The sequence below is a fragment of the Chryseobacterium sp. CS3K3.1 genome, from assembly GCF_059515165.1.
Genome location: NZ_JCAKRV010000014.1, coordinates 57,990 through 82,403 on the forward strand (window position 1 = coordinate 57,990; position 24,414 = coordinate 82,403).

Annotated in this window: 24 protein-coding genes; 12 read left to right on the forward strand and 12 right to left on the reverse strand. The window is 34.8% G+C overall.

Annotated features, from left to right (window positions below):
* Positions 1-153 precede the first annotated feature (153 nt).
* From AC5YGI_RS14310 to AC5YGI_RS14340, 7 genes are all read left to right on the forward strand, one after another.
* The gene (locus tag AC5YGI_RS14310; RefSeq protein ID WP_446106244.1) at positions 154-576 is read left to right on the forward strand and encodes a transposase; all 423 of its coding nucleotides are present in this window, start codon (positions 154-156) and stop codon (positions 574-576) included.
* Positions 577-1,162: 586 nt separating this feature from the next.
* Positions 1,163-1,492, forward strand: a complete 330-nt coding sequence (locus AC5YGI_RS14315; protein WP_454509810.1) for a helix-turn-helix domain-containing protein — start codon at positions 1,163-1,165, stop codon at positions 1,490-1,492.
* On the forward strand, positions 1,465-1,788 hold the full coding sequence (locus tag AC5YGI_RS14320) for a hypothetical protein (protein WP_446106242.1): 324 nt from the start codon (positions 1,465-1,467) through the stop codon (positions 1,786-1,788). Before AC5YGI_RS14315 ends, AC5YGI_RS14320 begins: the two co-directional genes overlap by 28 nt.
* 23 nt (positions 1,789-1,811) lie before the next feature.
* A complete protein-coding gene (locus AC5YGI_RS14325; RefSeq protein ID WP_496168726.1) occupies positions 1,812-3,827 on the forward strand; it encodes a M4 family metallopeptidase in 2,016 nt (671 codons plus the stop codon).
* 738 nt (positions 3,828-4,565) lie between these two features.
* On the forward strand, positions 4,566-5,891 hold the full coding sequence (locus AC5YGI_RS14330; RefSeq protein ID WP_496168728.1) for a tetratricopeptide repeat protein: 1,326 nt from the start codon (positions 4,566-4,568) through the stop codon (positions 5,889-5,891).
* Between the two features lie 140 nt (positions 5,892-6,031).
* Positions 6,032-6,883 (forward strand): alkyl hydroperoxide reductase, encoded by an 852-nt coding sequence (locus AC5YGI_RS14335; protein ID WP_496168730.1) that lies wholly within the window; start codon positions 6,032-6,034, stop codon positions 6,881-6,883.
* Between the two features lie 504 nt (positions 6,884-7,387).
* The gene (locus AC5YGI_RS14340; protein WP_496168731.1) at positions 7,388-7,978 is read left to right on the forward strand and encodes a hypothetical protein; all 591 of its coding nucleotides are present in this window, start codon (positions 7,388-7,390) and stop codon (positions 7,976-7,978) included.
* A 298-nt stretch (positions 7,979-8,276) separates the two neighbouring features.
* Here the strand turns inward: AC5YGI_RS14340 and AC5YGI_RS14345 are convergent, their stop codons facing one another.
* A complete protein-coding gene (locus tag AC5YGI_RS14345) occupies positions 8,277-9,260 on the reverse strand; it encodes a sterol desaturase family protein (protein ID WP_496168733.1) in 984 nt (327 codons plus the stop codon).
* Positions 9,261-9,271: 11 nt separating this feature from the next.
* Positions 9,272-9,922, reverse strand: coding sequence for a lysoplasmalogenase (locus AC5YGI_RS14350; protein WP_496168735.1), 651 nt, complete (start codon positions 9,920-9,922; stop codon positions 9,272-9,274).
* A 488-nt stretch (positions 9,923-10,410) separates the two neighbouring features.
* Between AC5YGI_RS14350 and AC5YGI_RS14355 the strand changes: the two genes are divergently transcribed.
* Positions 10,411-10,863, forward strand: coding sequence for an Hsp20/alpha crystallin family protein (locus AC5YGI_RS14355; protein ID WP_110009804.1), 453 nt, complete (start codon positions 10,411-10,413; stop codon positions 10,861-10,863).
* Positions 10,864-11,000: 137 nt separating this feature from the next.
* On the opposite strand, the gene AC5YGI_RS14360 is transcribed toward AC5YGI_RS14355, so the two are convergent.
* From AC5YGI_RS14360 to AC5YGI_RS14395, 8 genes are all read right to left on the reverse strand, one after another.
* On the reverse strand, positions 11,001-11,789 hold the full coding sequence (locus AC5YGI_RS14360; protein WP_496168738.1) for a PhzF family phenazine biosynthesis protein: 789 nt from the start codon (positions 11,787-11,789) through the stop codon (positions 11,001-11,003).
* A gap of 254 nt (positions 11,790-12,043) precedes the next feature.
* Positions 12,044-13,075, reverse strand: a complete 1,032-nt coding sequence (arsB, locus tag AC5YGI_RS14365; protein WP_496168740.1) for an ACR3 family arsenite efflux transporter — start codon at positions 13,073-13,075, stop codon at positions 12,044-12,046.
* 2 nt (positions 13,076-13,077) lie between these two features.
* Positions 13,078-13,689: an arsenate-mycothiol transferase ArsC gene (locus AC5YGI_RS14370; RefSeq protein WP_496168742.1), complete on the reverse strand. Its 612-nt coding sequence runs from the start codon at positions 13,687-13,689 to the stop codon at positions 13,078-13,080.
* Between the two features lie 14 nt (positions 13,690-13,703).
* A complete protein-coding gene (locus AC5YGI_RS14375) occupies positions 13,704-14,177 on the reverse strand; it encodes a DUF6428 family protein (protein ID WP_227941639.1) in 474 nt (157 codons plus the stop codon).
* Positions 14,178-14,253: 76 nt separating this feature from the next.
* The gene (locus tag AC5YGI_RS14380) at positions 14,254-14,583 is read right to left on the reverse strand and encodes an ArsR/SmtB family transcription factor (RefSeq protein WP_137904257.1); all 330 of its coding nucleotides are present in this window, start codon (positions 14,581-14,583) and stop codon (positions 14,254-14,256) included.
* A 172-nt stretch (positions 14,584-14,755) separates the two neighbouring features.
* Entirely contained in the window at positions 14,756-15,697 is a 942-nt protein-coding gene (locus tag AC5YGI_RS14385) for a 3',5'-cyclic-nucleotide phosphodiesterase (RefSeq protein WP_496168745.1), read from the reverse strand.
* A gap of 127 nt (positions 15,698-15,824) precedes the next feature.
* On the reverse strand, positions 15,825-16,928 hold the full coding sequence (locus AC5YGI_RS14390) for an agmatine deiminase family protein (protein ID WP_496168747.1): 1,104 nt from the start codon (positions 16,926-16,928) through the stop codon (positions 15,825-15,827).
* Positions 16,929-17,015: 87 nt separating this feature from the next.
* Positions 17,016-17,840 (reverse strand): AraC family transcriptional regulator, encoded by an 825-nt coding sequence (locus AC5YGI_RS14395; protein ID WP_496168749.1) that lies wholly within the window; start codon positions 17,838-17,840, stop codon positions 17,016-17,018.
* A 162-nt stretch (positions 17,841-18,002) separates the two neighbouring features.
* On the opposite strand from AC5YGI_RS14395, the gene AC5YGI_RS14400 reads away from it, so the two are divergent.
* Both AC5YGI_RS14400 and AC5YGI_RS14405 read left to right on the forward strand, forming a co-directional pair.
* On the forward strand, positions 18,003-18,251 hold the full coding sequence (locus AC5YGI_RS14400; RefSeq protein WP_110009680.1) for an FUSC family protein: 249 nt from the start codon (positions 18,003-18,005) through the stop codon (positions 18,249-18,251).
* On the forward strand, positions 18,251-18,658 hold the full coding sequence (locus AC5YGI_RS14405) for a YybH family protein (protein ID WP_496168751.1): 408 nt from the start codon (positions 18,251-18,253) through the stop codon (positions 18,656-18,658). Before AC5YGI_RS14400 ends, AC5YGI_RS14405 begins: the two co-directional genes overlap by 1 nt.
* 70 nt (positions 18,659-18,728) lie before the next feature.
* On the opposite strand, the gene AC5YGI_RS14410 is transcribed toward AC5YGI_RS14405, so the two are convergent.
* On the reverse strand, positions 18,729-20,183 hold the full coding sequence (locus AC5YGI_RS14410) for a sigma 54-interacting transcriptional regulator (RefSeq protein ID WP_496168753.1): 1,455 nt from the start codon (positions 20,181-20,183) through the stop codon (positions 18,729-18,731).
* 61 nt (positions 20,184-20,244) lie between these two features.
* On the reverse strand, positions 20,245-21,384 hold the full coding sequence (locus AC5YGI_RS14415; RefSeq protein ID WP_330745936.1) for a vWA domain-containing protein: 1,140 nt from the start codon (positions 21,382-21,384) through the stop codon (positions 20,245-20,247).
* A 576-nt stretch (positions 21,385-21,960) separates the two neighbouring features.
* Here AC5YGI_RS14415 and AC5YGI_RS14420 point away from each other — a divergent pair.
* Positions 21,961-23,694: a sensor histidine kinase gene (locus tag AC5YGI_RS14420; protein ID WP_330745937.1), complete on the forward strand. Its 1,734-nt coding sequence runs from the start codon at positions 21,961-21,963 to the stop codon at positions 23,692-23,694.
* Positions 23,672-24,325 (forward strand): LuxR C-terminal-related transcriptional regulator, encoded by a 654-nt coding sequence (locus AC5YGI_RS14425; protein ID WP_330745938.1) that lies wholly within the window; start codon positions 23,672-23,674, stop codon positions 24,323-24,325. The genes AC5YGI_RS14420 and AC5YGI_RS14425 overlap by 23 nt, the downstream gene beginning before the upstream one ends.
* Positions 24,326-24,414: the final 89 nt, after the last annotated feature.

Below are 24,414 nucleotides of genomic sequence, written 5' to 3' on the forward strand. Positions count from 1 at the left end.
AACAAATCAATACAATTTTCAATCCCTTATTTTTTATGGTAACCTGTATTTATTTAAAACTATTGGAACTAATTTTTAGTTTGATAGATATACTGAAGATTTTTGGTCAATATTTTTTGAAGTCTGGATTTAAAATTTTTTAAGAAAACAAAAATGAATATAAAAAATATACACATAGGAGAAATGATTGAGGAGAGATGGAAGGATATGAATATTTCTATGGAGAGAACTTGTAATTTCTTTGGAAGAGATAGTTTAATTGTTTTAGAAATGTTTACCCAGAGAAGTATAGATTGTGAAGTCCTTTTAAAATGGTGCAAATTGTTGGAGTATGATTTCTTCAGGTTGTACAGCCAGCATCTTATTCTTTATTCACCTCCTAGTTCTGTAAATAATAAAAAGGAAGATAAGAAGACTACTTTACCTCAGTTTCGAAAAAATCTTTACACTAGACAGATCATAGATTTTGTGTTAGAGTTAATATCTACAGGAAGTAAAACCAAATCTCAGATCATTGAAGAATATAGAATTCCTAAAAGTACACTCTATAAATGGATAAATAAATATGGAAAATAATAATCAATAAAATTATCCAACTTTTTAACTCAGTTTAATATTATGATGTATTTTGAATATTATTTAGTCAGCTTTCGCTTTGAGTATCTTCCGGAGATATAGGTGATGCATTTTATGGAAAAATTTTAGTGAAATCTTAGCCGGATTGTTAAAATTAAACTATTTCTACTCAACTTCAAATCTACACCATTTTAAATTCAGTGCGTTGAAAATTAGAGTGTTATATAATGGAGTGTGTTTGAAGTGATAAGTATTTCTTTTAACATCAATACATTTGTCGGGAAGTAATTCTTTTTTCACTTTTTCATCATTGGGAAATGTTTGTGTTTAAAGGCAGGGAGAGGGATATTCCCTGCCTTTTTTAGTGAAAAACTTCCAAATCCTTACCCTGGTAACAGGTGTTTTCTTATCAACAATATCATTCACTTTGGCTTTTTGCATAATCTCTCTGTTTTTATGAATGTTTCTATGCTGAGCAATTTTTTCTTGTGGATGTTAGATTGTAATAAGGAATATTGAAAACAGATAATATAAACAGATAAGCAATTCTGAAATGATTTTCAGTAATCATAAAAAACAATACAAAATGGAAAAATTGACACCGGATTATAAAAAGATTTACACAGATCTTATTATTAAAAAATATCCAGATAAGTTGGGACTTTGCACTTCATTATTACAGAAAAATAATTTGACAATCTTGGATATTTTCAAACTGAATCAGATCATTTTAGAAGATGAAGATCAAAATTTGTGGCAGTGTAATCAGAAACACAAATCCTATAATAAGGAAACTGTGCTGGAAATATTAGAGTATCAAATCAAAAATAAACTTAACGATACCGAATTATCTGTTCATTTCCAACTAAGCCGTACAACTATCTCAAGATGGAAGAAAGTATTTGTTTGTGTATAAGAATAAAAAATGCTGAAATCAATAAAAAAATACAGCCAATTCTAGTATTAAGTATACTGTTATGCTTGAGTAAGAAAATATTTGCTCAGGCAAATGGTTCTCATCCACCTTCTGTTTTATGGAAATATCTGGAAAATGAACGGTTAAAAGTAATTTTTTCTCAGTGGGGCGGAGAACTGATTTTTGATATGAAACTATCTAATAATTATACTGTGGGGCTAGGTACAAGAAACTCAATATTATTAAATGATAATAATACATATGTGCCAGAGTTTTTTATAGCTGTGGATTTGTAAATACTAAAATTTAAAATAAAATTATGAACAGTAAAACAACTATTTCAAAAAAAATTGTCATCAATTTTTTACTTACAGGAGCAATTTTCTTTTTTCAAATAAATGATGTATCTGCTCAAAACCGATCTGAAAAGGAGCAAACTGCTATGATCAATTTTCCTAAGTTTTTGCCATTGTCATCAATGGGAAATTTCCATATGGATGTTTCCGGGCTTCATTTGAAGAAGGAATACTTAATGGATAATTTAAGTGAATGGCTTGGGGTAAATAATGAGCATACCTTCAGACTAATAAAAGAAGAGATAGACCCATTAGGAATAAAACATTCTGTATATCAGCATTATTATAATAATGTAAAAGTAATGGATGAATTGCTTTTGCTTCATGAAAAAGAAGGTTATCTTACCTATGTTAATGGAGAATTAACTGCTGATATCAATTTATCAATTGGAAATTCTTTAGCTGAAGCTGATGTCAAATCTATTATTTCAAAGAATCTGACAGCAGGATCAGGACCTTCGGATTTAAAATTTTCTGATTTTGAAACAGTAATTGCAAAAGTTGATAACGGAAGGACTGTCGTTACTTATCTTACTTCCAAAATAGAAGTTTTGGCAGCCAGGTCATTAAAAGCATATACTTATTATATTAATACTGAAGATAAAAAAATTGTTAAGAAAATTTCGAAAACATATCATGTTGATACACCTTCTTCAAGCACAACTCTGAATAAAGGCAATCAGCAGATTACTGTAGACTCTTACAATGGTGTGTTTCGTTTGAAGGATAATAGCAGGAATATTCATACTCTTGATGCAACTGATGCTGATGGAGGATTTGATCCGTTCACAGGATTGCTGACCGGAACTTCTGATTATATAAATCCTACAGCAAATTTTACATCAGATGTTACAAAAGCAGCTGTAGAAGTGCACTGGGGACTGGAAAAAACATATGACTACTACTTGACAAAGCATAACAGGGATAGCTATGACGGAAACAGCTCTCCGGTTAACAATTATTATAACGTCGATTTTAGTTTAGTTGATTCTTCACTTCCCATCGGTGCAGGAGATAATGCCATGGCAATTGACTTTGGAGGTTATGTTTTTATGGCATTTGGTAATGGGAACTTTAGTAGTGGAATTCCATATATGAATCCTTTGGTAACACTGGATGTAGCAGGACATGAATTTTCACACCTTGTCATATCAAGAAATGGATTAGGAGGGTTGAACTATGAAAAAGAGTCAGGAGCCCTTAATGAATCTATTGCTGATATGATGGGAACGGCAATAGAATTTTACTCTGGAATTACTCCGAACTGGACAATTGGAGAAGGGCTGATGCCATCACATTCTCCAGATTATTTGAGGGATATGGGCAATCCTAATTATGTTAATTCTGATAATCCTCAACAACCGGATACTTATCAGGGAACTTACTGGATGGATACCAACGTAACTCCAGATGAAACCAATGATTATGGAGGGGTTCATATCAATAGTGGCGTTGGAAATTTCTGGTTTTACTTACTATCACAAGGTGGTTCCGGAACTAATGATATTGGGAATATGTATACCGTAAACGGTCTCGGGATCGAGAAGGCTGAAAAAATAATTTACAGGGCACTTGTAAATTATTTGACCCCGAACAGTACTTATATCGATGCTTATAACGCTACGAAACAAGCTGCAATAGATCTGTATGGTGCAACAAGTAATGAGGCTCAACAAAATGTAAATGCATGGTATGCCGTAGGTATTGGAAATGGACAATTGGGCATAAATGAAGCGAAAACTAATGAAAATGATATTACAATATATCCAAACCCGGTAAAAGAAGGCTATTTTATTATAAATTCAAAACAAAGTGCTATGTATGAATTGTATGATATTTCTGGCAGGGTAATAATTCCTTCTCAAAAGTTAAATGCCGGGGTTAATAAGATATTTACAAACGGAGTTGTTTCTGGAAATTATATACTTAAAATTTCAAAAAACGGAAATTTTATTACTAAAAAGATTATTGTAGAATAAGTTACGCTCGTACCATGAGTTTGATTTTTAAAGATAAAGGCATTCCGTTACCTAACTTAAAATGATATCGTTAAAATCATAGTTCCTGGTGGTTTTTCTGATAGTTATAAGATTATTAGGGTAAAATATGATGGAGTGTATTAGAAGTAATACGTTTTTTTCGCATTTTCATCTGTAAAAGATGTTGATGTCTAATGACGAAATGAGCTTTGACAATAACAAATAATTATTTACTCTTTACTTTAAATATACTTCATTTGGATTGCAATGAGTATGTAATCAGCTGGTTAATGATTGAAGTTTCTTTGACGTATGGCTACTCATCTGTAATGTCGGTATATTTCGGAATGAAATAACTATTTTTTTTCATCCTTTATAGTTGTGTTGATAGAGCAGGGGTATTCATTATCTCTGCTCTTATTAAAGCAGCTTAGGTTTATTTAGCCTCGGTTGACTATTGTGAACTCACGTAAAGAGATATCCCTTCCGATACATTTGCATGATAGCACAATGAGAGATCCAAAAATCAAAAGAAACTGAAAATATTGCCTTACAAATGCCCGAAAAAAGAAAAAGCTTTATGGTATCTTATTGATATACAAAAAACTATGAAATACTTTTATAAATATGCTTTTCTTCAACATGTCCCTCAATTTTAGAATCAAGATCCTATTCTTAGTTTCCATTTTGTTTTTCTCATTGGTTAATGCACAGGATTATTCTTTTCTACCCGAACCTATGAAAAGCACATCTGAATATAAAAAGAGGGGAGATTTTGAGGGAGCTTTGAAATTTAATATGCACGTCCTTACTGACTATGAAAACAATGGAGATTCGAAAGGAGTCATTATGGTATATACCAATATTGGAAGTATTCTTTGCAGCTTCAGTAGGCATAAAGAAAGCCTGGAGTATCTGGACAAAGCCAAAAAAGAGCTTAGTAAAATTAAATCTCCAATTCTGACAGCAAATTTATACAATGAGTATGGTAGAAACTATACGAGGTTAGGGTTATATAGTCAATCCAATGATGCTTTTAACAAGGCAGAACAGTATATCAGGAAGATTTCAAATGAAAAACAAAGAAAGTTTCTTTTATTCTATAATTATTCCTGGAAACATACAAACTTTATGAGAAATAAGGATTTTGATTCTTTACAGCATATTGAGAAGAAAATGCTGGATGTGATGCCTGGTACATTAGCCTATACAAGGATAGCAGATGGTTTTATCGACAAAAGGTCCCATTTGGATTCTGCAGCATATTATATGGATAAGGCAGTTAGCAATTTCAATACGGCAAATATTTCTGAAAAAGGGATTGCACTTTTTAGTTATGGGGATCTTTATAATGTGAAAGGAAATAAAAGAAAAGCTTTGGAATATTACGAGAAGACCATTGATATTTTTGAGCAAACACAAAATAAGCCTGCCTTACTTACAGTATTCGATACGATCTCCAATGTGTACAAATCACTTCATGAAATTGAAAAATCAAACATGTATTTAAGACAGTACACAATTTTAAATGACAGTCTGAATAAAAATGAAAAAGAAGCTGTCAATCTTGCTGTCAATAAACTGGTTGAATTGAATCAGGAAGAAAAGAGACAGGAAAGAAAAGTATTCTATCTGATCGTTGCAATAATGCTGATGGGGTTTGGAGGATTGATATACTTGATGAGGAAAATTTATGATAAAAATGAATTAAAAAAAGACAAACTGCTTGAGAAGAAAGCATTGGAAACTGAAGCTCTTAAATTAAAAGTGAATGATTCCTTTGATGAAATCATACAGCTTATGGAAAGTCGGAGTCCTTTATTTCTAAAACGGTTTAAAGAAATATATTCAGAATTTTATGAAAAAGTGACGCAGCATACTGCTGAACTTACAGAGCATGATATTAAGATTATTGCTTACCTGCGATTAAACCTGACCAATAAAGACATCTGCCGATATGAAAATATTGGTTTGAGAGGTATTGAGACAAAAAGATATAGATTGAAGAAAAAATTGAAATTACCACAACATATAGAACTTCAAAAATGGATATTAGAACTCTGAGAGAAAAAGTACTTGTATCAGAACTCAGTAAAGTTTAATAATATTAATTGCTTGCTTGTTACCTATTTGTTTAGCTTACAATAACAACTAATCAGATCAGTAATATTTTGTTATTGATTTTAAAAATATACTTTGAAAATATGAATAATTCAGATACTGAAAATATAAAGCTGTATCTCTCTGGTTTTTCAGGAAAGACTTATTATTTTGTAATTTACCAAGGTGAAAATTGTATTACGATTAGCCAGGGTTCTATTCCTGAAAATGGAAGGATTATGATAGATGTCTCCCGAAAATGTAGTAACTACCAAGGAATGGGGCGTTTGTTTGTTTATGATCAAGCCTGTGTAGTTGTTGGCTTAGATGTGTATATATCCGGGAACAATTGTTCAATACATTGTAAATCCTTACAACCATCTAAAAATGACATTATATATAGAGATGCTAAAGAAAATGAAAGGCTAAATGAACTGTCACAAATTCATAGCAGCATTGTAAACCGGTATCTTGCAATGCAAATGGCTGTTTCTGCATTTTCAAAAGATGATAAAAATTATAGTATATTCAACACAGAACGTATAAGACAACAAAAAAAATATCAATCTTTTCAAATTCAATTAGAAAAAAATAATGATTATGTTAGTAAATTTCTGCAAATTGATAATGTTTCAAGAGAGCAGGGTACTCAATTACTTGAATGTGAAAATGACAAAGCTCGTAACAATGTAGCTTGTATTACAGATAATCTGGATTGGAATGTATTGTACACTTCTGGTCGCTGGATGGCAGTTATTGATTTATGGATCAGGCTTCATACAACTATATTGAAAGATCAAAAGCGTTTCAATAGTGATTACAAAAAGATAAGTCTGAAATTAGAATCAAAGCTGTATAATAGCTTTAGAAAAAGAACTCTTTATAACTTGAAAAATTATCAACTGGGAAATGAAAAATGGTATAAGGCACTTCCTAAGAATAAACCGAATAAATAATTGCTTTTGTACCAATATCAATTAAGGAGGTAAACTGTAATAGTTACCTCTTTTTTTATTTGCCATAAGCATCACATTTCAATATTTCTACGGCAATAATTTTATTGATTGAGAAGAATAAACTCTTCTCTTTTTTTCTTTTTGAAAGAGAATTTGTAAATGAATTGCATACTTTATACTTTAAAACTACTTCATTGGATTTTCAATCAATTCATAATTAATGGATTATGTATTGAAGTTTTTTTGACGTACGAATCCTGGATTAGAATATCAGTAAATTTGAAATGAAAGTTTTTTTCATCCTTGTAACGTTGGTTTGACAGAGCAGAGGTATTTTTAGTATCTCTGCTTTTATCAAAACTTAAATACTTTTAAATATAAATAATTTGCTTACCGGAGATAATAACTACTGTAATGGCCTGGATTCTTATAGTTCCAATAGCGATACTGTTTTTTCAGGGTTATCTTGCCAAAAATCAACTTTTGTAAAACATAAAAAATAAAATGAATTTTCCACATTTACATGGATTTCGTACATATAAATTAGATAGCGGAGACTTATGTACTAAGGGGCGGAATCTTTTTTTAATACCTCGGACCCTATTTTTATTTCTGTTATGTGCAATTGCTATTGTTGTCGTAATCTCTACACCTGAGCGTGAAATTGCTGGAAATTACAATAGATTTTTAATTTTAATGTTTATTGTGGTTTTAATATCGGTAGGAGGAATCATTTATTTCTTTTTCTATGCTTTGCTTGAAAGAGAAATAATCTTTTATAAGAATGGCGAAATAGAAATCAAAGATATAACTCTTTGTAACATTGTAATACCCGTCATCCCAAAAACTACCAGTGATTCAGTGGAGAGGATAACTGTGGAAATCCCTCTACAAACTCTTAATTGGTCAGTTCGATGTACTGCATGGGTTATGATGAAGAAGGGTGGTTGTGTAAGGATTGCCGATTTAGACCTTGTAATGTATGGTGATCAGGGTAGAAAGTTTTATTCTACTTTGAAAGAGTTTTTAACTGAAAATGGAAAAAAAGATACTATTTCTGAGTTAAATGATTTTTATAAACCCTTTATTAAGTAAAATAATATTCATAGTATGTTTTTAAAAATAAAAAATAAATTTGTGAAATTTGACCTTTTAGGAAAAACCAAAGAGGAGGTTCGTGTTTCTATGAAAGAGAAGCTTGTGCAGATAAACAGTAATTTATGGAGTTACGAACTCGATGGATCTCGTTTACTAAAGAAAACCGTAATGTACATTGAATTTGAGAATGATAAAGCCTGTCATCTCTCTTTAAGGATAGTGTATAAAAATCCGTTGAAAAAATTGATGTCATGGCGTAGTTAAGGTATCTTACACTTTTCATGCAAGACAACCATCAATTATTCATCTTTTCTTTTAATTCCCGCTTCAAAGTAGAAATCCGCTCATCTTTATCATGATGATGCCAGCCCGGAGCATTGAATATATAGCCCAATTTCGCTTTCCATGTCGGTGCATTCCGGACATCCTTTATCATTTTTCCAAACTCATCAAAGACGATATGAAAAACATTATAAGTATGAATATTATGATAAATTCCGTAATCCGTCGTTTTCTTTTCTTCCGCTTTGTACGTGCCGAAAAGATGATCCCAAATCATCAAAATGCCCCCATAATTATTATCTAAATCCTCAATTTTTCGGGAATGATGCACCCGATGATTGGAAGGAGAATTGAATACTTTGTCGAACCACCCCAATTTTCCAATAGCATTGGTATGCGGCCAAAATTGAAAAATCAGGTTAAATTGATGCATCATAGCAATCATAATAGGATGAAAACCAATCATGATAAAAGGGATATACCAAATGTCCAGATATATGATTTCAAACCATCCCTGACGCAATGCAATAGCAAGACTCAAATGAGTAGCCGAATGATGATTGACATGACCTGTCCAGAATAATCTGATTTTATGGCTCAACCGATGATGCCAGTAAAAGCCAAAGTCCTGAACAATCATAACCAGCAACCAAAGCCACCAGTGATCTGCATGCCATTGTAAAGTGAAGAATTTATTGAAATCTTTGATCCCGAAAATATCGGTTAGTCTAAAATGATTGTAAATCCAAAAAAAGTAGGATAGTGAAATAGCTTTCATCCCAAAGTCTAACATTACTGCCCCTATCCCCAATCCGATACTCGATACATTATCTTTGATGAGTCTTTTGGTGAATATTTTTTGAGGAATCTGATACAAAAATATTTTCCCTACTATCAACAAGATAAACACAGGGATAAAATAAGTAACAGGATCAGTAAAATCCAATGGACAGAATAGGCCAATACTATGAAAAAAACGGTTATCTATTCTTTTCATAAGTCTTGATTTTATCGGATAATTCTGTTCTTTTTTTCAAGACCAACCACTCCCAGCACCAACATCAACTGGGCTAAAACATAAGTAATCATTACAACAAGTTCTTTCCCGACACTACGCTGTACAAACAGATTAATGGCCAATACAGAATCTGATATTACAAACAAAACAGCTCCCAGGATTAATAATAAAGAATAAGTTCTGATACTGAAATACAGCATCGTAGCAATGGTAATTCCGTAAATCACCACGGGGATCTTCATTTCGTTTAAATAAGGAAATATATAGTAAATAAATGAGCCTAAATAAAGCAAAACAAAGGGGAGCCAACTCCAGGCATTTTTCTTTTTAACCCTTAAAAAATAAACGATGTAACAGATATGAGCCAACAAAAAACTACCCAAACCGGGCATAAATCCCCATCCAAATAACAAAAACACATCACCCAAAAAGCTCAGAATTAATCCAGATAAAAACCATTGGTTGATCCGACATCTATTTTGTTGAGAATAAGTAAAATAAAACCAGATAATAACAGGTAACAACAGTGGCTTGGTAAAAAACCGCCAGGAACTATGATCCATAGCAATAAATACTAAATCAAATGCAAAAACAATCGCAAGAAGGACTAATAACAATTTGATATTGGCAGATTTTATCATGGTATTATTTTATTCAAATCTTTTATTATCTTTTTTCTTATTACAATAGGGATATCCCAGGTTTGCACCAAATTATTCTATATTCGACACTTAGCTCGGATTGTTAAATTACAAATAAAATGAAGATAGAAATACTTTTGAAATGTAAAATACAATGCATTACACTTTAGTTTATTTTATATTGTAGAAATAGACTATTATTAGAAATATTGTTTAAGTTTATGCGGTTTAATAACATCTTTTCCAAAGTAATTTTCGAATTTTTTGGGAAATTCTTCCTCCTTGAACTTTGGGATTGTATGACTACTATTAAAAGTATTGAATACCCTAAGGATCAGTGTTTTGTGTCATAAATTCTGAAAAAATGACAGAAAACCGGAAAAAATTTCATTCGTACTCAAATGGTATTTTTTTTGTAAAATTTTATGTACAGCTGGCCAGCTGACGTGTTTTTAAATGATTGTTAAACTTAATTAAAAATGATTACAATGAATAATCTAATAAGAAGAAACGGAAACAGCAATTTGGGCTTTTCAAATGTCTTTGATGATTTTTTTGGTCGTGAACTTTTTAACTGGGGCAATAACAATTACTCATCTACCAGTACAACCGTACCATCGGTCAATATAAAGGAAAACGGAGAGGCTTATGAAGTTCAGGTTGCAGCACCAGGTATGGATAAAAACGATTTTCAGATCAGGCTGGATGGTAACCTGCTTACCATTTCATCAGCCAAGGAAGATCGTAAAGAGACAAAAGATGAAAACTTCACACGAAGAGAATTCAGTTACCAATCTTTCAAGAGAAGTTTTGAGCTTCCAAAAGATGTTGTGGATCAGGATAATATTAATGCAAAATATGAAAATGGCCTTTTAATGTTAACGATCCCAAAAAAAGAAGATGCGAAGCAGAAACCACCAAGAATGATTGAAATATCATAGAAATAATTACAAAATTGGCTACCAAAAGAGTAGCCAATTTTTTTATAATTTTTGAAAAAATGCAGATCAACTTAAATTTTTGAATCAAATGATTCAAGGCTTTTATTATTAATATTGCAGTATTGTATTCTCTTCTCTTACTCTACCCAGAAATGTCCGACAGAATATGTTTGGGCTTTCCCTGCCACAATTACCCTTTCTTTTTTGTTCTCACAATAGAGTTGTCCGCCTCTTTCAGAGATCTGACGGGCAAAAAGCTGATCTTTTCCTAATCTTGATGACCAGAAGGGAATCAGTGAACAGTGTGCAGAACCGGTAACCGGATCTTCAAGAATGGAGGACTGCGGGGTAAAATACCTTGAAACAAAATCACTGTCTGTCCCTTCCGATGTTACAATAACACCGCCCGGATCAAGATTAATAAGATCAAAAACGGATCTTTCAATCCTGATATTTTTTACCTCTTCTTCAGAATCGTATACCAGAACATAATCTCTTGCTTTGAAGACTTCTTTAGGCTGGATATTAAGTGATCTGGATATTGTATCCGGAAGAGTAGAGGCTTCAGGCATTCTGGACGGAAAATCCATATAATACATCCCATCTTTAACATCTACTGTCAGTTCGCCACTTTTGGTTTCAAAAATGATTCTATTGCGCTCATAATTTAAGATGGAAACAAGACAATGGGCAGTAGCCAGGGTAGCGTGGCCGCATAAATCCATCTCTATTTCAGGGGTAAACCATCTCAGGTGAATGGAATCACCGTTATCAATGAAAAAGGCGGTTTCTGCCACTGCATTTTCACAGGCTATTTTTAAAAGGATTTCATCGGGTAACCAGTTTTCTAATGGCACAACACATGCCGGATTTCCATGGAAAACAGATTCTGTAAAAGCATCTATCTGATATAATTCTAACTTCATTATTAATAAAAATTTCGTTCCCTATAAAGATAATCTATTTTTGAGATAAAGTCCTTATTTGTCCATAATTCCATACAACATTTAATGGTATCTGATTTATTTTCTTAGATAAATATTTATTTCTTCGTTCCCCGATTTGTAATAATTTCCCGTGGTAAATAAAATTAAGGCAGTGGAAATTATAAATTGAGTAAGAAGTAATATCCATAAAAAAGCATCACTATTTCGGTGATGCTTCTTATTTTGTAATGAGATTAATGATACCATTTCTTTTTCATAAATAAACTGGCTTTTACGAGAAGTATTAATACCGGAACCTCTACCAATGGACCAATCACCCCTACAAATGCCTGAGGCGAATGAATACCAAAGACTGAGATGGCCACAGCAATAGCCAGTTCAAAATTATTTCCGGTAGCAGTAAAGGCTATGGATGCATTTTTATCATAAGGAATTTTTAATGTTTTATTGATGATAAAACTTACAAAAAACATCAGAACAAAATAGATCACCAAAGGGACTGCTACCTTAATGACATCCATTGGCAATTCCAGTATTTTAGAGCCTTTCAAACTAAACATCAGTACGATGGTAAATAACAGAGCATACAATGTCACAGGAGAGATCTTAGGCACGAATTTTCTGTTGTACCAGTCTGCTCCTTTTGATTGAATCAGAAAATATCGGGTGAGAAAACCTGCAAGAAAAGGAATTCCAAGGTAGATCAGTACACTTTCCGTAATATCCTGCATAGAAACACTCACCTTAAAGCTTGCAAGACCTAACTGATCGGGAAGGACATTGATAAACAGCCATACCAGGAAGCTATAGGTGAATACCTGAAAGATACTGTTTAAAGCAACCAGCAATGCCGCATATTCTCTGTTTCCTTTAGCGAGGTCATTCCAGACAATCACCATAGCAATACATCTGGCAAGTCCAATAAGGATTAGTCCGGACATATAATCAGGTTCATGTCTTAAAAAAAGAATAGCGAGAACAAACATCAGAACCGGACCAATAATCCAGTTGAGCAATAAAGAAATGCCGATTACTTTTTTATCCTTGAAAGCCAATGGCAGGAGAGTATAATCAACCTTTGCCAGGGGCGGATACATCATCAGAATGAGACCGATGGCCAGAGGAATATTAGTGGTTCCAAGAGACTGTGAATTGATGATATCAGGAATAGCCGGGAAAAAATGCCCCAAAGCAATCCCTGTCCCCATTGCCAGAAAGATCCATAAGGTAAGATAACGGTCTAAAAATTTTAATCTGGGCTGCATGATTATCTTTTGATTTTAGAAAAAACATACAACATTTCTTCTGCAATTTGTAAGCTTCTTTCAGTGTATATTGCTGACTGTTCCGGTGTGTTATCTGAAATCTTTGGATCTTCAAAGGTGATCGGAATTCTTTTTTCCGCACCAGGGATAAAAGGACATCCGTCGTCTGCCTGCGAACAGGTCATAATTGCTGCAAAATCAGATACAGGGTTGAACGGACTGTCATATTTTTTAGAAAAGCCAATGATCGGAAGGCTGTTATCATCATATTTTAGAGCATATACCGGGTTGGTGGTATCAGCAATGCCGAAAACTGAAAAGCCCTGTTCTGCTAAAACTTCTGCAATCTTAGGAAATAATGCCGTTGTTTCCGTTCCTCCGGAATAGCAATGAACTTCCGGAACGGCAAAGAAAGAAGCCGCTGTCTGTGCCCAAACCTGTGCCAGATGGCTCCGTCGCGAATTATGAGTACAGATAAAATTCAGATTAATTTCTTTGCGGTCATCCACCTTTTGCTGGATAAAATGAATCAATGGTGCCAGAATCTCTTTTCTATGACTCTCTATATTTTCCCATTTAAGAGATTGAATCGTGTTTAATAATTCCTGATACATAAGATTTTAATAAATTAACAGCAGCCGGATCCCGGAGTGCAGGCCGATGTTGGGTTTACAGATAGTTCGGACAGATTTTTCTTTTGTTTTTCAGCAGGAATTCCGCAGGCTTCCCTGGCAAGACAGGCTGTTGTTTTATTTTTCAGCACGAAATTTTTTCCGTTAAATTCAAGGTCATATTTACCAATGGTGTCTCCCTGGTATTCAACTTCAATTTCAGAGTCTTCAATTCCAAGTTTTTCTTCGGAAAGCTGAATGATATGAAGTAATTTTCCAGGTTTCAGACGATGTTCATAATCATCAGCATCCCATAGCTGGAAATTAACTACTTTTTCATTTCTGATAACCCCGCCGCAGTCGATGAAATTTTTTGTGATCTGACCCACTTCTGTTACATGGAAATGTTCAGGAACAAAATTTCCGTTTTCTAATTGAAATTCAACATTTTCCAATGCCGGTAGAATTTCTTTGATTTCTGATAGTCTCATAGTAGATTAAAATTGAGTGTTATAATTTTATAATGATATATTGCAATATTACGATGTTTGTGTTCAAAAAAATGCCTTAACAGCATTGTTTTATAGTAACATCCTGATTAAAAAACAGGTTGAATTCATTCTGAAACTGTTTCCATGTACTTTCATTAATGCAGTAACATACAGACTTTCCTTCAATGGAACCTTTGATGATTCCAATATTCTTAAGCTCTTTTAAATGCTGGGAAATGGTGGCCTGTGCCAATCCAAGTTCTTCAACGAGATCATTACAGATACATGCTTTTTGATTAATGATGTACTGTAAAATTGCGATTCTTGCCGGATGTCCCAAAACTTTAAGCAGAGAAGCCAGCTTATTTTGCTCGTCAGTATAAATTTCTGTTTTAGTAACTCCCATTGTTGTATTTTATATTGCAATATTACGATGATAAATTAATTAGGCAATGAAAAAATTTCATAATTTTCATTATTGAAATTTAAACTACTGATTGTCATTGTTTTAAATTCAATAAATCATGTCTGAAATAAAAAAGATGAAGCCTGTTTTTGCCTCATCTTTTAATTTATTGTTAAGGTAAACTCATCTTTATGCCTTGTTCGGGGAAAATGTAATTTACTTTTAAAGGATTGTTTTTCAATAATTCCATTTTGATCAATTCAGGATTATCGCCTGTCGGCTTTCTGTGAGTAACCACAATATTAAGGCCTTCAAGGCTGCTCTGTCCGGTCTTTTCTTTAAGTTTACTCAATTCCTCAGTCAGCAGATTAGGAGTAAGGTGCCCAAACAGAAGATGTTCCGGCTGACTGTTAGGGAAGGAAACTTCAATTAATATTGTATTGAGCTGTTTTTTCTTAACAAGTGGAGCTGCCACGTTCCAAAGTTGGTCAAGACGGTCAGATTTTTCTATACGGTCAGCACCTGTATCTCCCAGATAAAGCAGATAATGATTCTCTCTTCTTACCAAAGCAGCACTGCTTTTATAAGGATTTACATGGCTTAGTTCATAGCCGGTTATAAAAAAAGGAGTTTTAGGTGCGGGAATTTCAGTTCCTGTCTGCAACTCATTATAATGGTATTTTCCAAGGATAGGTTTTTGCCCCTGATCAGCAAAATTGATCCAGGTATCCGTGATAAAGTAGTGATTCTGGAGAATCTGAATCACAGGAGCTATCGCAAAAATATCTTTCTTCGAATCGGCCGGAGAATTGATGATCAGCCCTGATAAATGATCCAGGTGGCCGTGAGATACAAAATATCCTTTGATCTGATCTTTTAAAACTGTTTCTGTAGGTCCTTCAAGGCTTTTCATTTCGATTGCTTTCCGGATTCCGGCATTTACCGTACCGGCATCAAGGCAGAGAAATGCATTGTCTTTCGGGGCGCCTACCAGATACGCTGATAAATTGTCTTCCTGTTCACCACCATATATTCCTAAGGGAATTACATCAAAATTCTGTGCCTGGCAAACCATATTCAGAAGAACCAATAAAGAAAGTGCTGTTTTTTTCATAATACGTATAATAGAAAACCACCTTTTTCGGGATGGACAGGGCAAATTTACGCTATTTTTTGACGATGGGCATTCTCTATTAGTAAAGCCTGCTGAAAATCAGCAGACTTTATTTTTAATATCATTTTTACTGAGGTTGTTGCTGTGTTACACAATGTACCATTCCGCCATTGGCAAATAAATTCCGGCAGTCTATACCAACCACCTGTTTGCCAGGATAAAGCTGTTGGATAATATTGTTGGCAACTGCATCGTTAGGGTCGTTATAATTAGGAACCAATACACGGTTATTCGCAATATAATAATTGATATACGAAGCACGCCCTACATTCTTTCCGTACGTTGTAATTACATCATTTCTTGTTAAAGGTACTTTTACAAAGTGATAGGCAGCTCCGGTTTTTGTGGTTGCATCATACAGTTTATCAATATCTCCGTCCGGTACCTGCCAGTAGGCCAGATCATCAGGACTCATTGTAATAATGGTGGAAGAATTGGCAAACCGGGCAAAACCATCAATGTGCATATCGGTAATATCAAGGCCGGCTTTTCCATTCAGCCAGATAAATTTGGTTACTCCGAGGTTTTTAGTAAATATAGCCTCTGCCTGTTGTTGCGTCATTCCCGGATTCCGGTTGTTATTCAGGATAGAACTTTTACAAGCCATCAACACTCCGTTTCCGTCAATTTCCACACTTCCGCCTTCATTGATCATCACTGAGTTAAGATTGATTTTTGGTATATTGGTATCGGCTGCTATTTTAGAAGGTATTACGTTACATTTGCTGTAATCGGCTTTGTTTCCCCAGCCGTTAAATCCCCAGTCCTGAATGAATAACTGCCCGTTCTGGTCTTTTACATAGATAGGACCATTGTCTCTTACCCAGAAGTCATCGGTTTGATAAAGCTTAAAATTGATATTGGTCAGGGGAATACCGGCACTGTTTAATAGTCCTGTAATCCGATTTTTTTCTGTCCCGTCATAGGCAATGATATGAACCTTTTCACTTTGTACAAGTTCTTTGGTCATCGCTACCCAGGTGGCATCCAGTCTGTTGCGGTAAGTCACTCCATACTGATACTGATGCGGCCATTGCAGCCAGGTTCCTTCATGTGGAGCTGATTCTTCAGGCATTTTGTAAATAGCTGTTTCCGGATTTGCAGTGCCCGGAATTTCTGATAGCTCTGCAGCAGAACATGAAAATAAAAGAAGAGGTAATAAAGGGAACATAATTTTCTTTTTTTGCATAACTGATCTATTTTTAACAGGGCAAAATTAGATCAGCAAATGTTTTGAAAGTTGTCCTAAATTGACAACTTACTTCAATGGTAATAAAATATAGGTCAACTGTTTTTCCTGGCCGTCTTCATTTTCAGCATGATTTTCATACTTTTCAATGATAGGAGAATGTGAGAATTCAAGATCTGAATTCAAAATCCAGCGGGAATAGATTTTCGTATACGTGTCGTCTATTGTTTCGTAGCTTCCATGATGGATAAAGCGGGCGTATTTACCTCCAAATATCATTTTTGAAGGAAGCTTTTTATTTCCGGATTGAACGGATGAACATGCATCATAGCGGCAGTTGATTTCTGTTTTTATTAATGGTTCATCGGCTATAACTCCAAAATATTCTATCCCGGAGTCAGGGAAATCATTTTCCATGAACTTTTCCCACAGCACTTCAATCTCTTCATTGTTATAACAGGTATTAATGCTCTGATAATATACCTGGACAGGTTTCAGATAAACAATTTCGGGTTCCACCAAGACCTCTGAGGTAACAGGAATGATGGCACCTTCACAAAGGAGTTGTTCTTTACTTTGTCTTGCCGCTTTAGGGGAAATCCCGAAATGTTGTTTAAAAGCTTTGGAAAAGGAAGCGATATTGGCAAAACCAACTTCAATGGCAATGGAGGTAAGATTTTCCTGGGTATAAAGAATGCGTTTATAGCCATTTTCTACTTTTAATCTTTGCTGGAAAGCACCTATTGTCTCCCCACAGCTGTACTTGAAAATGCGCTGGATATTCCGGTAAGAATAATGAGAAATGTCTTCCAGTTCCTTTACAGAAACAGGCTGGTCGTAATTCTTCTCCATGAAATTGATAACTCTGTAAATACAATTCAGGTTGTCTTCCATAAGCATTGAAATTTTTCCGAAACTGGTGATATGAAATAAATTACAAATAAAAGAAATAAAAAAATATCTTGACAATATTGTAATTTAGCTTTCGGTAAAAATAGATTTAAAAAAAATGAATTTTACCGCTCTAAAACGAAAAACCAAGAAATACTATTAAATATGGAAAAAGATTTGTCAGAATTAACGGATCAGGAGCTGATAGAGAAAAAAAGAACTATTGAAGCCAGAAATGTTGTGAATGCTATCATCCTGGGGGTATTGGCTGGAATTGCTATTTATAGTACCATAACCAAAGGGATCAGTTTCACTACTTTTTTACCGATACTTCTTGCTTTTTTTGTGGCCAACAGCTGGAATAAAGGTAAGAAAGGCTTGAAAAGGGAAATGGACTCCAGAAATGTGAAGTAATGCAGGAATTTAACAGAAAAACAGAAACTGGTGCTGTAGCCTATTTTCCGTATTGCATCAGAAAAGGAGATGTAAAAGGAGCATTAAGCTGTTTTCATCCTGAAGCAGTCTACATAGACCGAGATGGAAGAGAGTGGAGAGGGCTTGAGCAGATAGAAAAGGCAATGAATGAGATTTGCCGCTTACAACTGGATATTCAAGGTGAAACTCCACATATCACTGTTGTAAATGATCTGGCTATGTGGCAGGATCAGTGGGAAATAACGGGAACTGCTCCGGATGGGCATTCTATTCATATGACAGGCAACACTTCCTGTATCATGAAAAGAAATGAAGAAGGAGAGTGGCTGTGGCTGGTTGACAATCCTTTCGGTTCTGCTGTGCTTAAAAATGACAATCTGGTATAAAGTCTTTCAGAAACAAATAAAAAACCTTCAGATGAACTGAAGGTTTTACTTTTATATTATTTTACTGATTTTAGTTGCGTAAGAATTGGCCGATTCCGGGAGAATCGAAAGTGAATGCATTCTGATTTTCAGATTTATCAATTTTATTGCTGATGGTTAATGCCCATAATACAAGCTCTTTGCAGAAATTCTGATCTTCTCTGCTCAATTCAGAGGCATTTTCATCCACCACAGTTGTCAAAGGTTCTATCTTGTCAAGTTTAGCATAAAATTCTTCATCCGTATCATTGTAGTTAAGTTCTAAATGATTTTTGTTAAACCATCTGATCAGGTCAGTGTATGGAGTTTTGATTCCTTCTTTTTCCAGTTTTGAAATACGTGGGAACAGGCTTTCAAATTGGGTCATTACCGCTTTGTCAATTAAGATTTTGGCCACGTAATCTGCTCCTTCCTGTTCTCCTTCATAGACCAGCTCAATTTTACCTGTGATGGATGGAATGATCGACATAAAATCTAGCAGACGTACAGTGGTTCTCTCTGCTCCGGATTCAATTAAACGTAATTTGGCCGCTGCCACTAAATTTTCCATGGCACTGATGGTCAAACGGGCACTGACACCGCTTTTGGCATCCACATATTCGCTGATACGGGCTGCAAAAGCCACCTCTTCCAAAAGATCTTTCGCCAGATCAGGAATCAGGATCTGTTCTTTATCTTCAGCAGAAATCAATGCTTCCTGTTCTGTAATTTGTCTGGCAAGAGCAATAGTTTTTGGATAATGGGTGAAGATCTGAGATCCTATTCTGTCTTTCAGCGGCGTTACAATACTTCCTCTGTTGGTATAATCTTCCGGATTGGCGGTAAAGACAAACTGAATATCAAGTGGCATTCTCAGCTGGAATCCACGGATCTGAATATCTCCTTCCTGTAAAATATTAAACAAAGAAACCTGGATTCTTGCCTGCAGATCCGGTAATTCATTTAAAACAAAAATAGAACGGTTGGCACGCGGAATCATTCCATAATGGAGTACCCGTTCGTCGGAATAGGGAAGTTTCAGGGTTGCAGCTTTAATAGGATCAATGTCACCGATTAAGTCAGCCACATTTACATCGGGAGTAGCCAGTTTTTCATAGAAACGGTGAGAACGGTGTACCCATGAAATCGGAGTTTCATCTCCCAGTTCAGCAATCAGATCTTTGGCAAATTTTGAAATGGGCTGAAACGGGCTGTCATTGATTTCAGAACCTTTTACAATAGGCATATATTCATCAAGCAAATTAACCATGCTTCTTGCAATCCTGGTTTTTGCCTGTCCGCGCAGTCCCAGTAAATTGATGTGGTGTCCTGCAAGAATTGCCTTTTTCAGTTGGGGAACAACAGTGTCTTCATAGCCCCAAAGCCCTTCAAATACAGGTCCTTTAGATTTGATTCTGGCAATTAAGTTGGCCTGGATTTCCTCATTAATCGTTTTGTGAGTATAACCGGATTTTTTTAATTCTTTGAATGTAATATCGTTTTTCATTGTCTTGTAATACTATTTATCTGATGAGATTTTTATTTTTAAATAATGTAAAATCTGATCTTTATATTCTTCTTATTCTGTTTTTTTCGTAATCTTCAAAAATCATCTGCCCTAATCCTGAAAGTCCGGTCAGGAACGCCTTTCCTTTATTCTGGGCTGTAAACTCCTCCACGAACTGACGCAGATAAGGATCCTGGGCAATCATGAAAGTCGTGATAGGAATCTTCAGTTTTCTCGCCTGTGCTGCTCTGTTGAAACACTGGTTGACAATCTTTTCATCCAGCCCAAAGCTGTTCATATAAAACTCACCGCTGGGCAGCTGAATACAGCTGGGTTTTCCGTCGGTGATCATAAAAATCTGTTTGTTGGTATTTCTTTTTCTGCGAAGGATGTCCATGGCGAGTTCCAGACCTGCAACGGTATTGGTATGATAAGGACCGACTTTTAAATAGGGAAGGTCTTTGATCTTAATCGGCCATGCCTCGTTTCCAAAAACAATGATATCAATGGAATCTTTCGGATATTTCCGTTTGATCAATTCCACAAGTGCCATGGCCACTTTTTTGGCCGGAGTAATCCGGTCTTCACCATATAAGATCATAGAATGGCTGATATCAATCATCAGAGCAGTACTCATCTGTGCCTTATGTTTGGTTTCCTCTACGATCAGATCTTCCTCTGTGAGACGAAGGTCTGAGATTCCGTTGTTGATCTGTGCATTCTTTAAACTTTCGGTCATGTTCACAGCAGCAAGATCGTCTCCATATTGGAAAGAACGGTTTTCGCCATCACGTTCATCTCCGATTCCTGTTTTATGGGTACGGTGATTTCCGGCTCCGTTTTTCTTGAGTTTCCCAAAGATCTGATCCAGTGCATATTCACGAAGGGCAGCTTCCAGTTTCGGGGTTAATATATTTTTACCTTTTCCACCTCCAGTATTGCCTTCTTCAGGATCTTCTTCCCTGATATAACCTCGTTTTTTCAAATCCTCTTCAAAATCCTGAAGGGTATACTCATCACTGAAAATATCATATTCCTGATCAAGCATGTCCAGCCAGTCGAAGGCTTCTTCAATATCTCCGGAGGTATGGGTAAGCAGATCTTTGAAAACATCAAAGACACGGTCAAAATGTGATAACTCCTCCGGCACATGTTTGCTGAATATAAAGCCTTTTCCCGGATTAAAATTTTTATCTCTCATAAGATGATAAAGCGGTTTTTGCAGTTAATTGCTTTTGAATATTCAGAGAATTCGGTGAATGGTCTGAAGTATTCTTTAATTCCTTTCAAACTGAAAAGTTAGGAAAATATCACCTCATGATTCCCTTAGAAAAATAGAAAATACTAATGATTATGATATGGAATCGAAATATAATTCTGGGCTTTTTTTGCTTCCTGTGAATTTTACATCCTGAACTTTATCAAAGTTTTGTGAGTTTGTAATGTGTTTATTTTCACATGTTTGAATTGTTTTTTTGAATGAAATAAACAGAAAAAGAACATTTTGCCGCAAGCCCGCTTTTTTGCTATTGATCTAAAAAAATAGATTTACATACATAAAACTGAGTGTTGACAAGCCATTTTAATTGTAAAAAGAATTAAATTCTGTCTGTTTTATCAAATATTCATTATTAGTAAGAAGACAAAAATTACTTTAACTTTGCCAGTTAGATAATATATGGCTATTATGAAATTGCTGAAAATAATGCTATATTGTTGAAGACTAATATCTAATGGGCTTATCTGGTCAGGAAATTAATTTAACTGATAAACAAATATGAAAAATAAATTCTTAAATTTTAAATTGAGAAAACTTGTTCATTACTCATTGATCCTTTGTATTTTACTGATACAGGTGATTATTGCCATATTTTTCTACAACGAATTTGTCAACGGGAAAAAGCTGAAGTTTATAAAAGATCAGCTTGAAGAAAGCCGTGCCCTGGGAGGATTAACTGATAATTCCAGAAAAGATTTTATGGATGCACAGGATCATCTTCAGAAATATATGGCTACTCAGAATAACGATGATCTGCAGCTCTATTTCCAGTCGCTGAGAAAACTTAAAACTAATTTTGATAAGATTGGTGAGTATGAAAGTACAAGTCCAAGATTGAAAAAAAATCTGGCTCTTCATAGTCAGGATACCTTAAAGAATGCAAAACTGAAGACATTAATAGACTCAGTGTACCAAACCTCCCTCAATCCACCGGCAAAAATTGAGGACAAACAGTATGAACCTGCCAAGTATAAAAACGATTTTGAAGATTTCAATATTCAGACCCGTACATATGCGGATACCATTAAAAAGAAAGGCTTTTTCGGGCGTTTAAAAGATGCGGTAACAGGGAAAGTAGATGTTCAGAAGGAGAGTACTGTAATCACAATGACCAATAACAAGACTCTGGATATTTCTCAGGTAAAATCCAAAATGGACAATACCCTAAAATCTATGGACAAGCATTACGCTGCCGAAGTAAAAAAGGTTCAGCTGCTTGCGGCCATTAGTCAGAAGAATAATTTACAGTTTTACAGCAATTTCAGTAAGCTGCTGGTATATAGTAATAACTTAATAGAGGTTTACGAAAATGCCATCAAGGATTTTCAATCTGAACTGGAAAAAGAATACAACGACCAAAGTTCTAATAATAACAAGATAAGAACCTATCTGGTATTGGGGCTGATGGTTTTGATGTTTATTGTTTCTATTCTGATTATGTACTTTACAAGAATGGCGTTTATCTATGAACAGAAACTGGATGCTGCCAATAAAGAGATTAAAAAGAATCTTAATTTCAAAAACAGGATTCTGGGAATGTTAAGTCATGACCTGAGGTCTCCTTTGAAAATCATCAATATTTTCATTGACAAAATCCACAGAACTACCGAAGATGAAACGATAAAGGATTATCTTAAATCCATCAAGTTTACCAACAGTACCTTGCTTCTGCAGTCTAATCAGATTCTGGAATATACCAAAAATGAAAATGCTGAAAAAGAGCTTATACAGTCGGTTTTCAATCTTAAAGATGAAATCAGTTCTATTGTAAAGGTCATTACTCCATATCTGGAAACGAGAAACAACAGGTTTGTGGTGACAGACAGAATCCCTGAAAATCTGGTGGTCTATTCGGATAATATCAGAATCAATCAGATTTTTATGAATATTCTTGGTAATGCCAACAAGTTTACGGAAAACGGACAGATTGATCTTGTATTGGCTACAGAATCTCTTGGAGAAAATAAAATTTGCCTGATCACAACAGTAGCAGATACGGGAGTAGGAATATCAGAATCTGATCTTGGTAAAATTTTTGATCCTTATTATCAGGGTATGGTTTCTGATGAAGTAGATAATCTGGGAGCAGGACTTGGACTTAACCTCGTAAAAGAAATTGTAGAGCTTTTTGACGGCAATATATCGGTTGAAAGCAAATTACATAAAGGAACTAAAGTGACATTCAGGATCAATTTAAACAGTAATAATAATGGAAACACCAATACAAAGTAAAGAGATTATATTCCTTCTGGCAGACGATCATAGCATTGTACGCCAGGGAATGGAGATTGTTATCAGCGATATTGTTCCTAACGCCAAAGTTTATCAAACTTCATCCTTACATCAGGTATTGGAACTCATAGAATCGAAAGGAATCGAGATGGCTGTTATTGATGCCCATTTCCCGGATGGAAACAGTCTTCATATTTTACCACAGATGAAAAGCGTAAATCCTGATATTAAAATTTTGATTTTTACAGGACTTGAAGAAGAGCTGCACGGCCTTAAATTCATTAAAGCCGGTGCTGACGGCTACCTGAGTAAACTGAGTGAGGAGGAAGACGTAAGAAAAGCAATTACAACCTTCATCGAAAAGGGAGAGTACTTCTCTGATCTTCTGAGAAACCTGCTGGTACAGTTTGTTTACAATCCGGATCTGATAAGCCCGCTCAACAGTTTAACCAAAAGAGAAATGCAGATTGCAGAACTTTATGCTGAAGGATATGGAAACCTGGAAATTTCAAACAGTCTGAATATCAAACAAAATACAGTAAGCACAATCAAAAAAAATATCTTTGAAAAACTTAAGATTGAAAATATGGTTGAGCTTGTGGACCTTGTCAAAACCCACCATAAACTATAGTGTTTTTTAAGGTGATCTCCACTTCTTATTGTCAGGGTATTATATTTCATCGATAAATATCTATAAGTCGATCGACAAGTATCGATGGG

What these genes read in the sequence shown, in the direction of transcription:
- AC5YGI_RS14310 (WP_446106244.1), top strand. Translation starts at nt 154, where the DNA reads ATGAATATAAAAAATATACACATAGGAGAAATGATTGAGGAGAGATGG.
- AC5YGI_RS14315 (WP_454509810.1), top strand. Translation starts at nt 1,163, where the DNA reads ATGGAAAAATTGACACCGGATTATAAAAAGATTTACACAGATCTTATT.
- AC5YGI_RS14320 (WP_446106242.1), top strand. Translation starts at nt 1,465, where the DNA reads ATGGAAGAAAGTATTTGTTTGTGTATAAGAATAAAAAATGCTGAAATC.
- AC5YGI_RS14325 (WP_496168726.1), top strand. Translation starts at nt 1,812, where the DNA reads ATGAACAGTAAAACAACTATTTCAAAAAAAATTGTCATCAATTTTTTA.
- AC5YGI_RS14330 (WP_496168728.1), top strand. Translation starts at nt 4,566, where the DNA reads ATGAAAAGCACATCTGAATATAAAAAGAGGGGAGATTTTGAGGGAGCT.
- AC5YGI_RS14335 (WP_496168730.1), top strand. Translation starts at nt 6,032, where the DNA reads ATGAATAATTCAGATACTGAAAATATAAAGCTGTATCTCTCTGGTTTT.
- AC5YGI_RS14340 (WP_496168731.1), top strand. Translation starts at nt 7,388, where the DNA reads ATGAATTTTCCACATTTACATGGATTTCGTACATATAAATTAGATAGC.
- AC5YGI_RS14345 (WP_496168733.1), bottom strand. Translation starts at nt 9,260, where the DNA reads ATGAAAAGAATAGATAACCGTTTTTTTCATAGTATTGGCCTATTCTGT.
- AC5YGI_RS14350 (WP_496168735.1), bottom strand. Translation starts at nt 9,922, where the DNA reads ATGATAAAATCTGCCAATATCAAATTGTTATTAGTCCTTCTTGCGATT.
- AC5YGI_RS14355 (WP_110009804.1), top strand. Translation starts at nt 10,411, where the DNA reads ATGAATAATCTAATAAGAAGAAACGGAAACAGCAATTTGGGCTTTTCA.
- AC5YGI_RS14360 (WP_496168738.1), bottom strand. Translation starts at nt 11,789, where the DNA reads ATGAAGTTAGAATTATATCAGATAGATGCTTTTACAGAATCTGTTTTC.
- arsB (WP_496168740.1), bottom strand. Translation starts at nt 13,075, where the DNA reads ATGCAGCCCAGATTAAAATTTTTAGACCGTTATCTTACCTTATGGATC.
- AC5YGI_RS14370 (WP_496168742.1), bottom strand. Translation starts at nt 13,689, where the DNA reads ATGTATCAGGAATTATTAAACACGATTCAATCTCTTAAATGGGAAAAT.
- AC5YGI_RS14375 (WP_227941639.1), bottom strand. Translation starts at nt 14,177, where the DNA reads ATGAGACTATCAGAAATCAAAGAAATTCTACCGGCATTGGAAAATGTT.
- AC5YGI_RS14380 (WP_137904257.1), bottom strand. Translation starts at nt 14,583, where the DNA reads ATGGGAGTTACTAAAACAGAAATTTATACTGACGAGCAAAATAAGCTG.
- AC5YGI_RS14385 (WP_496168745.1), bottom strand. Translation starts at nt 15,697, where the DNA reads ATGAAAAAAACAGCACTTTCTTTATTGGTTCTTCTGAATATGGTTTGC.
- AC5YGI_RS14390 (WP_496168747.1), bottom strand. Translation starts at nt 16,928, where the DNA reads ATGTTCCCTTTATTACCTCTTCTTTTATTTTCATGTTCTGCTGCAGAG.
- AC5YGI_RS14395 (WP_496168749.1), bottom strand. Translation starts at nt 17,840, where the DNA reads ATGGAAGACAACCTGAATTGTATTTACAGAGTTATCAATTTCATGGAG.
- AC5YGI_RS14400 (WP_110009680.1), top strand. Translation starts at nt 18,003, where the DNA reads ATGGAAAAAGATTTGTCAGAATTAACGGATCAGGAGCTGATAGAGAAA.
- AC5YGI_RS14405 (WP_496168751.1), top strand. Translation starts at nt 18,251, where the DNA reads ATGCAGGAATTTAACAGAAAAACAGAAACTGGTGCTGTAGCCTATTTT.
- AC5YGI_RS14410 (WP_496168753.1), bottom strand. Translation starts at nt 20,183, where the DNA reads ATGAAAAACGATATTACATTCAAAGAATTAAAAAAATCCGGTTATACT.
- AC5YGI_RS14415 (WP_330745936.1), bottom strand. Translation starts at nt 21,384, where the DNA reads ATGAGAGATAAAAATTTTAATCCGGGAAAAGGCTTTATATTCAGCAAA.
- AC5YGI_RS14420 (WP_330745937.1), top strand. Translation starts at nt 21,961, where the DNA reads ATGAAAAATAAATTCTTAAATTTTAAATTGAGAAAACTTGTTCATTAC.
- AC5YGI_RS14425 (WP_330745938.1), top strand. Translation starts at nt 23,672, where the DNA reads ATGGAAACACCAATACAAAGTAAAGAGATTATATTCCTTCTGGCAGAC.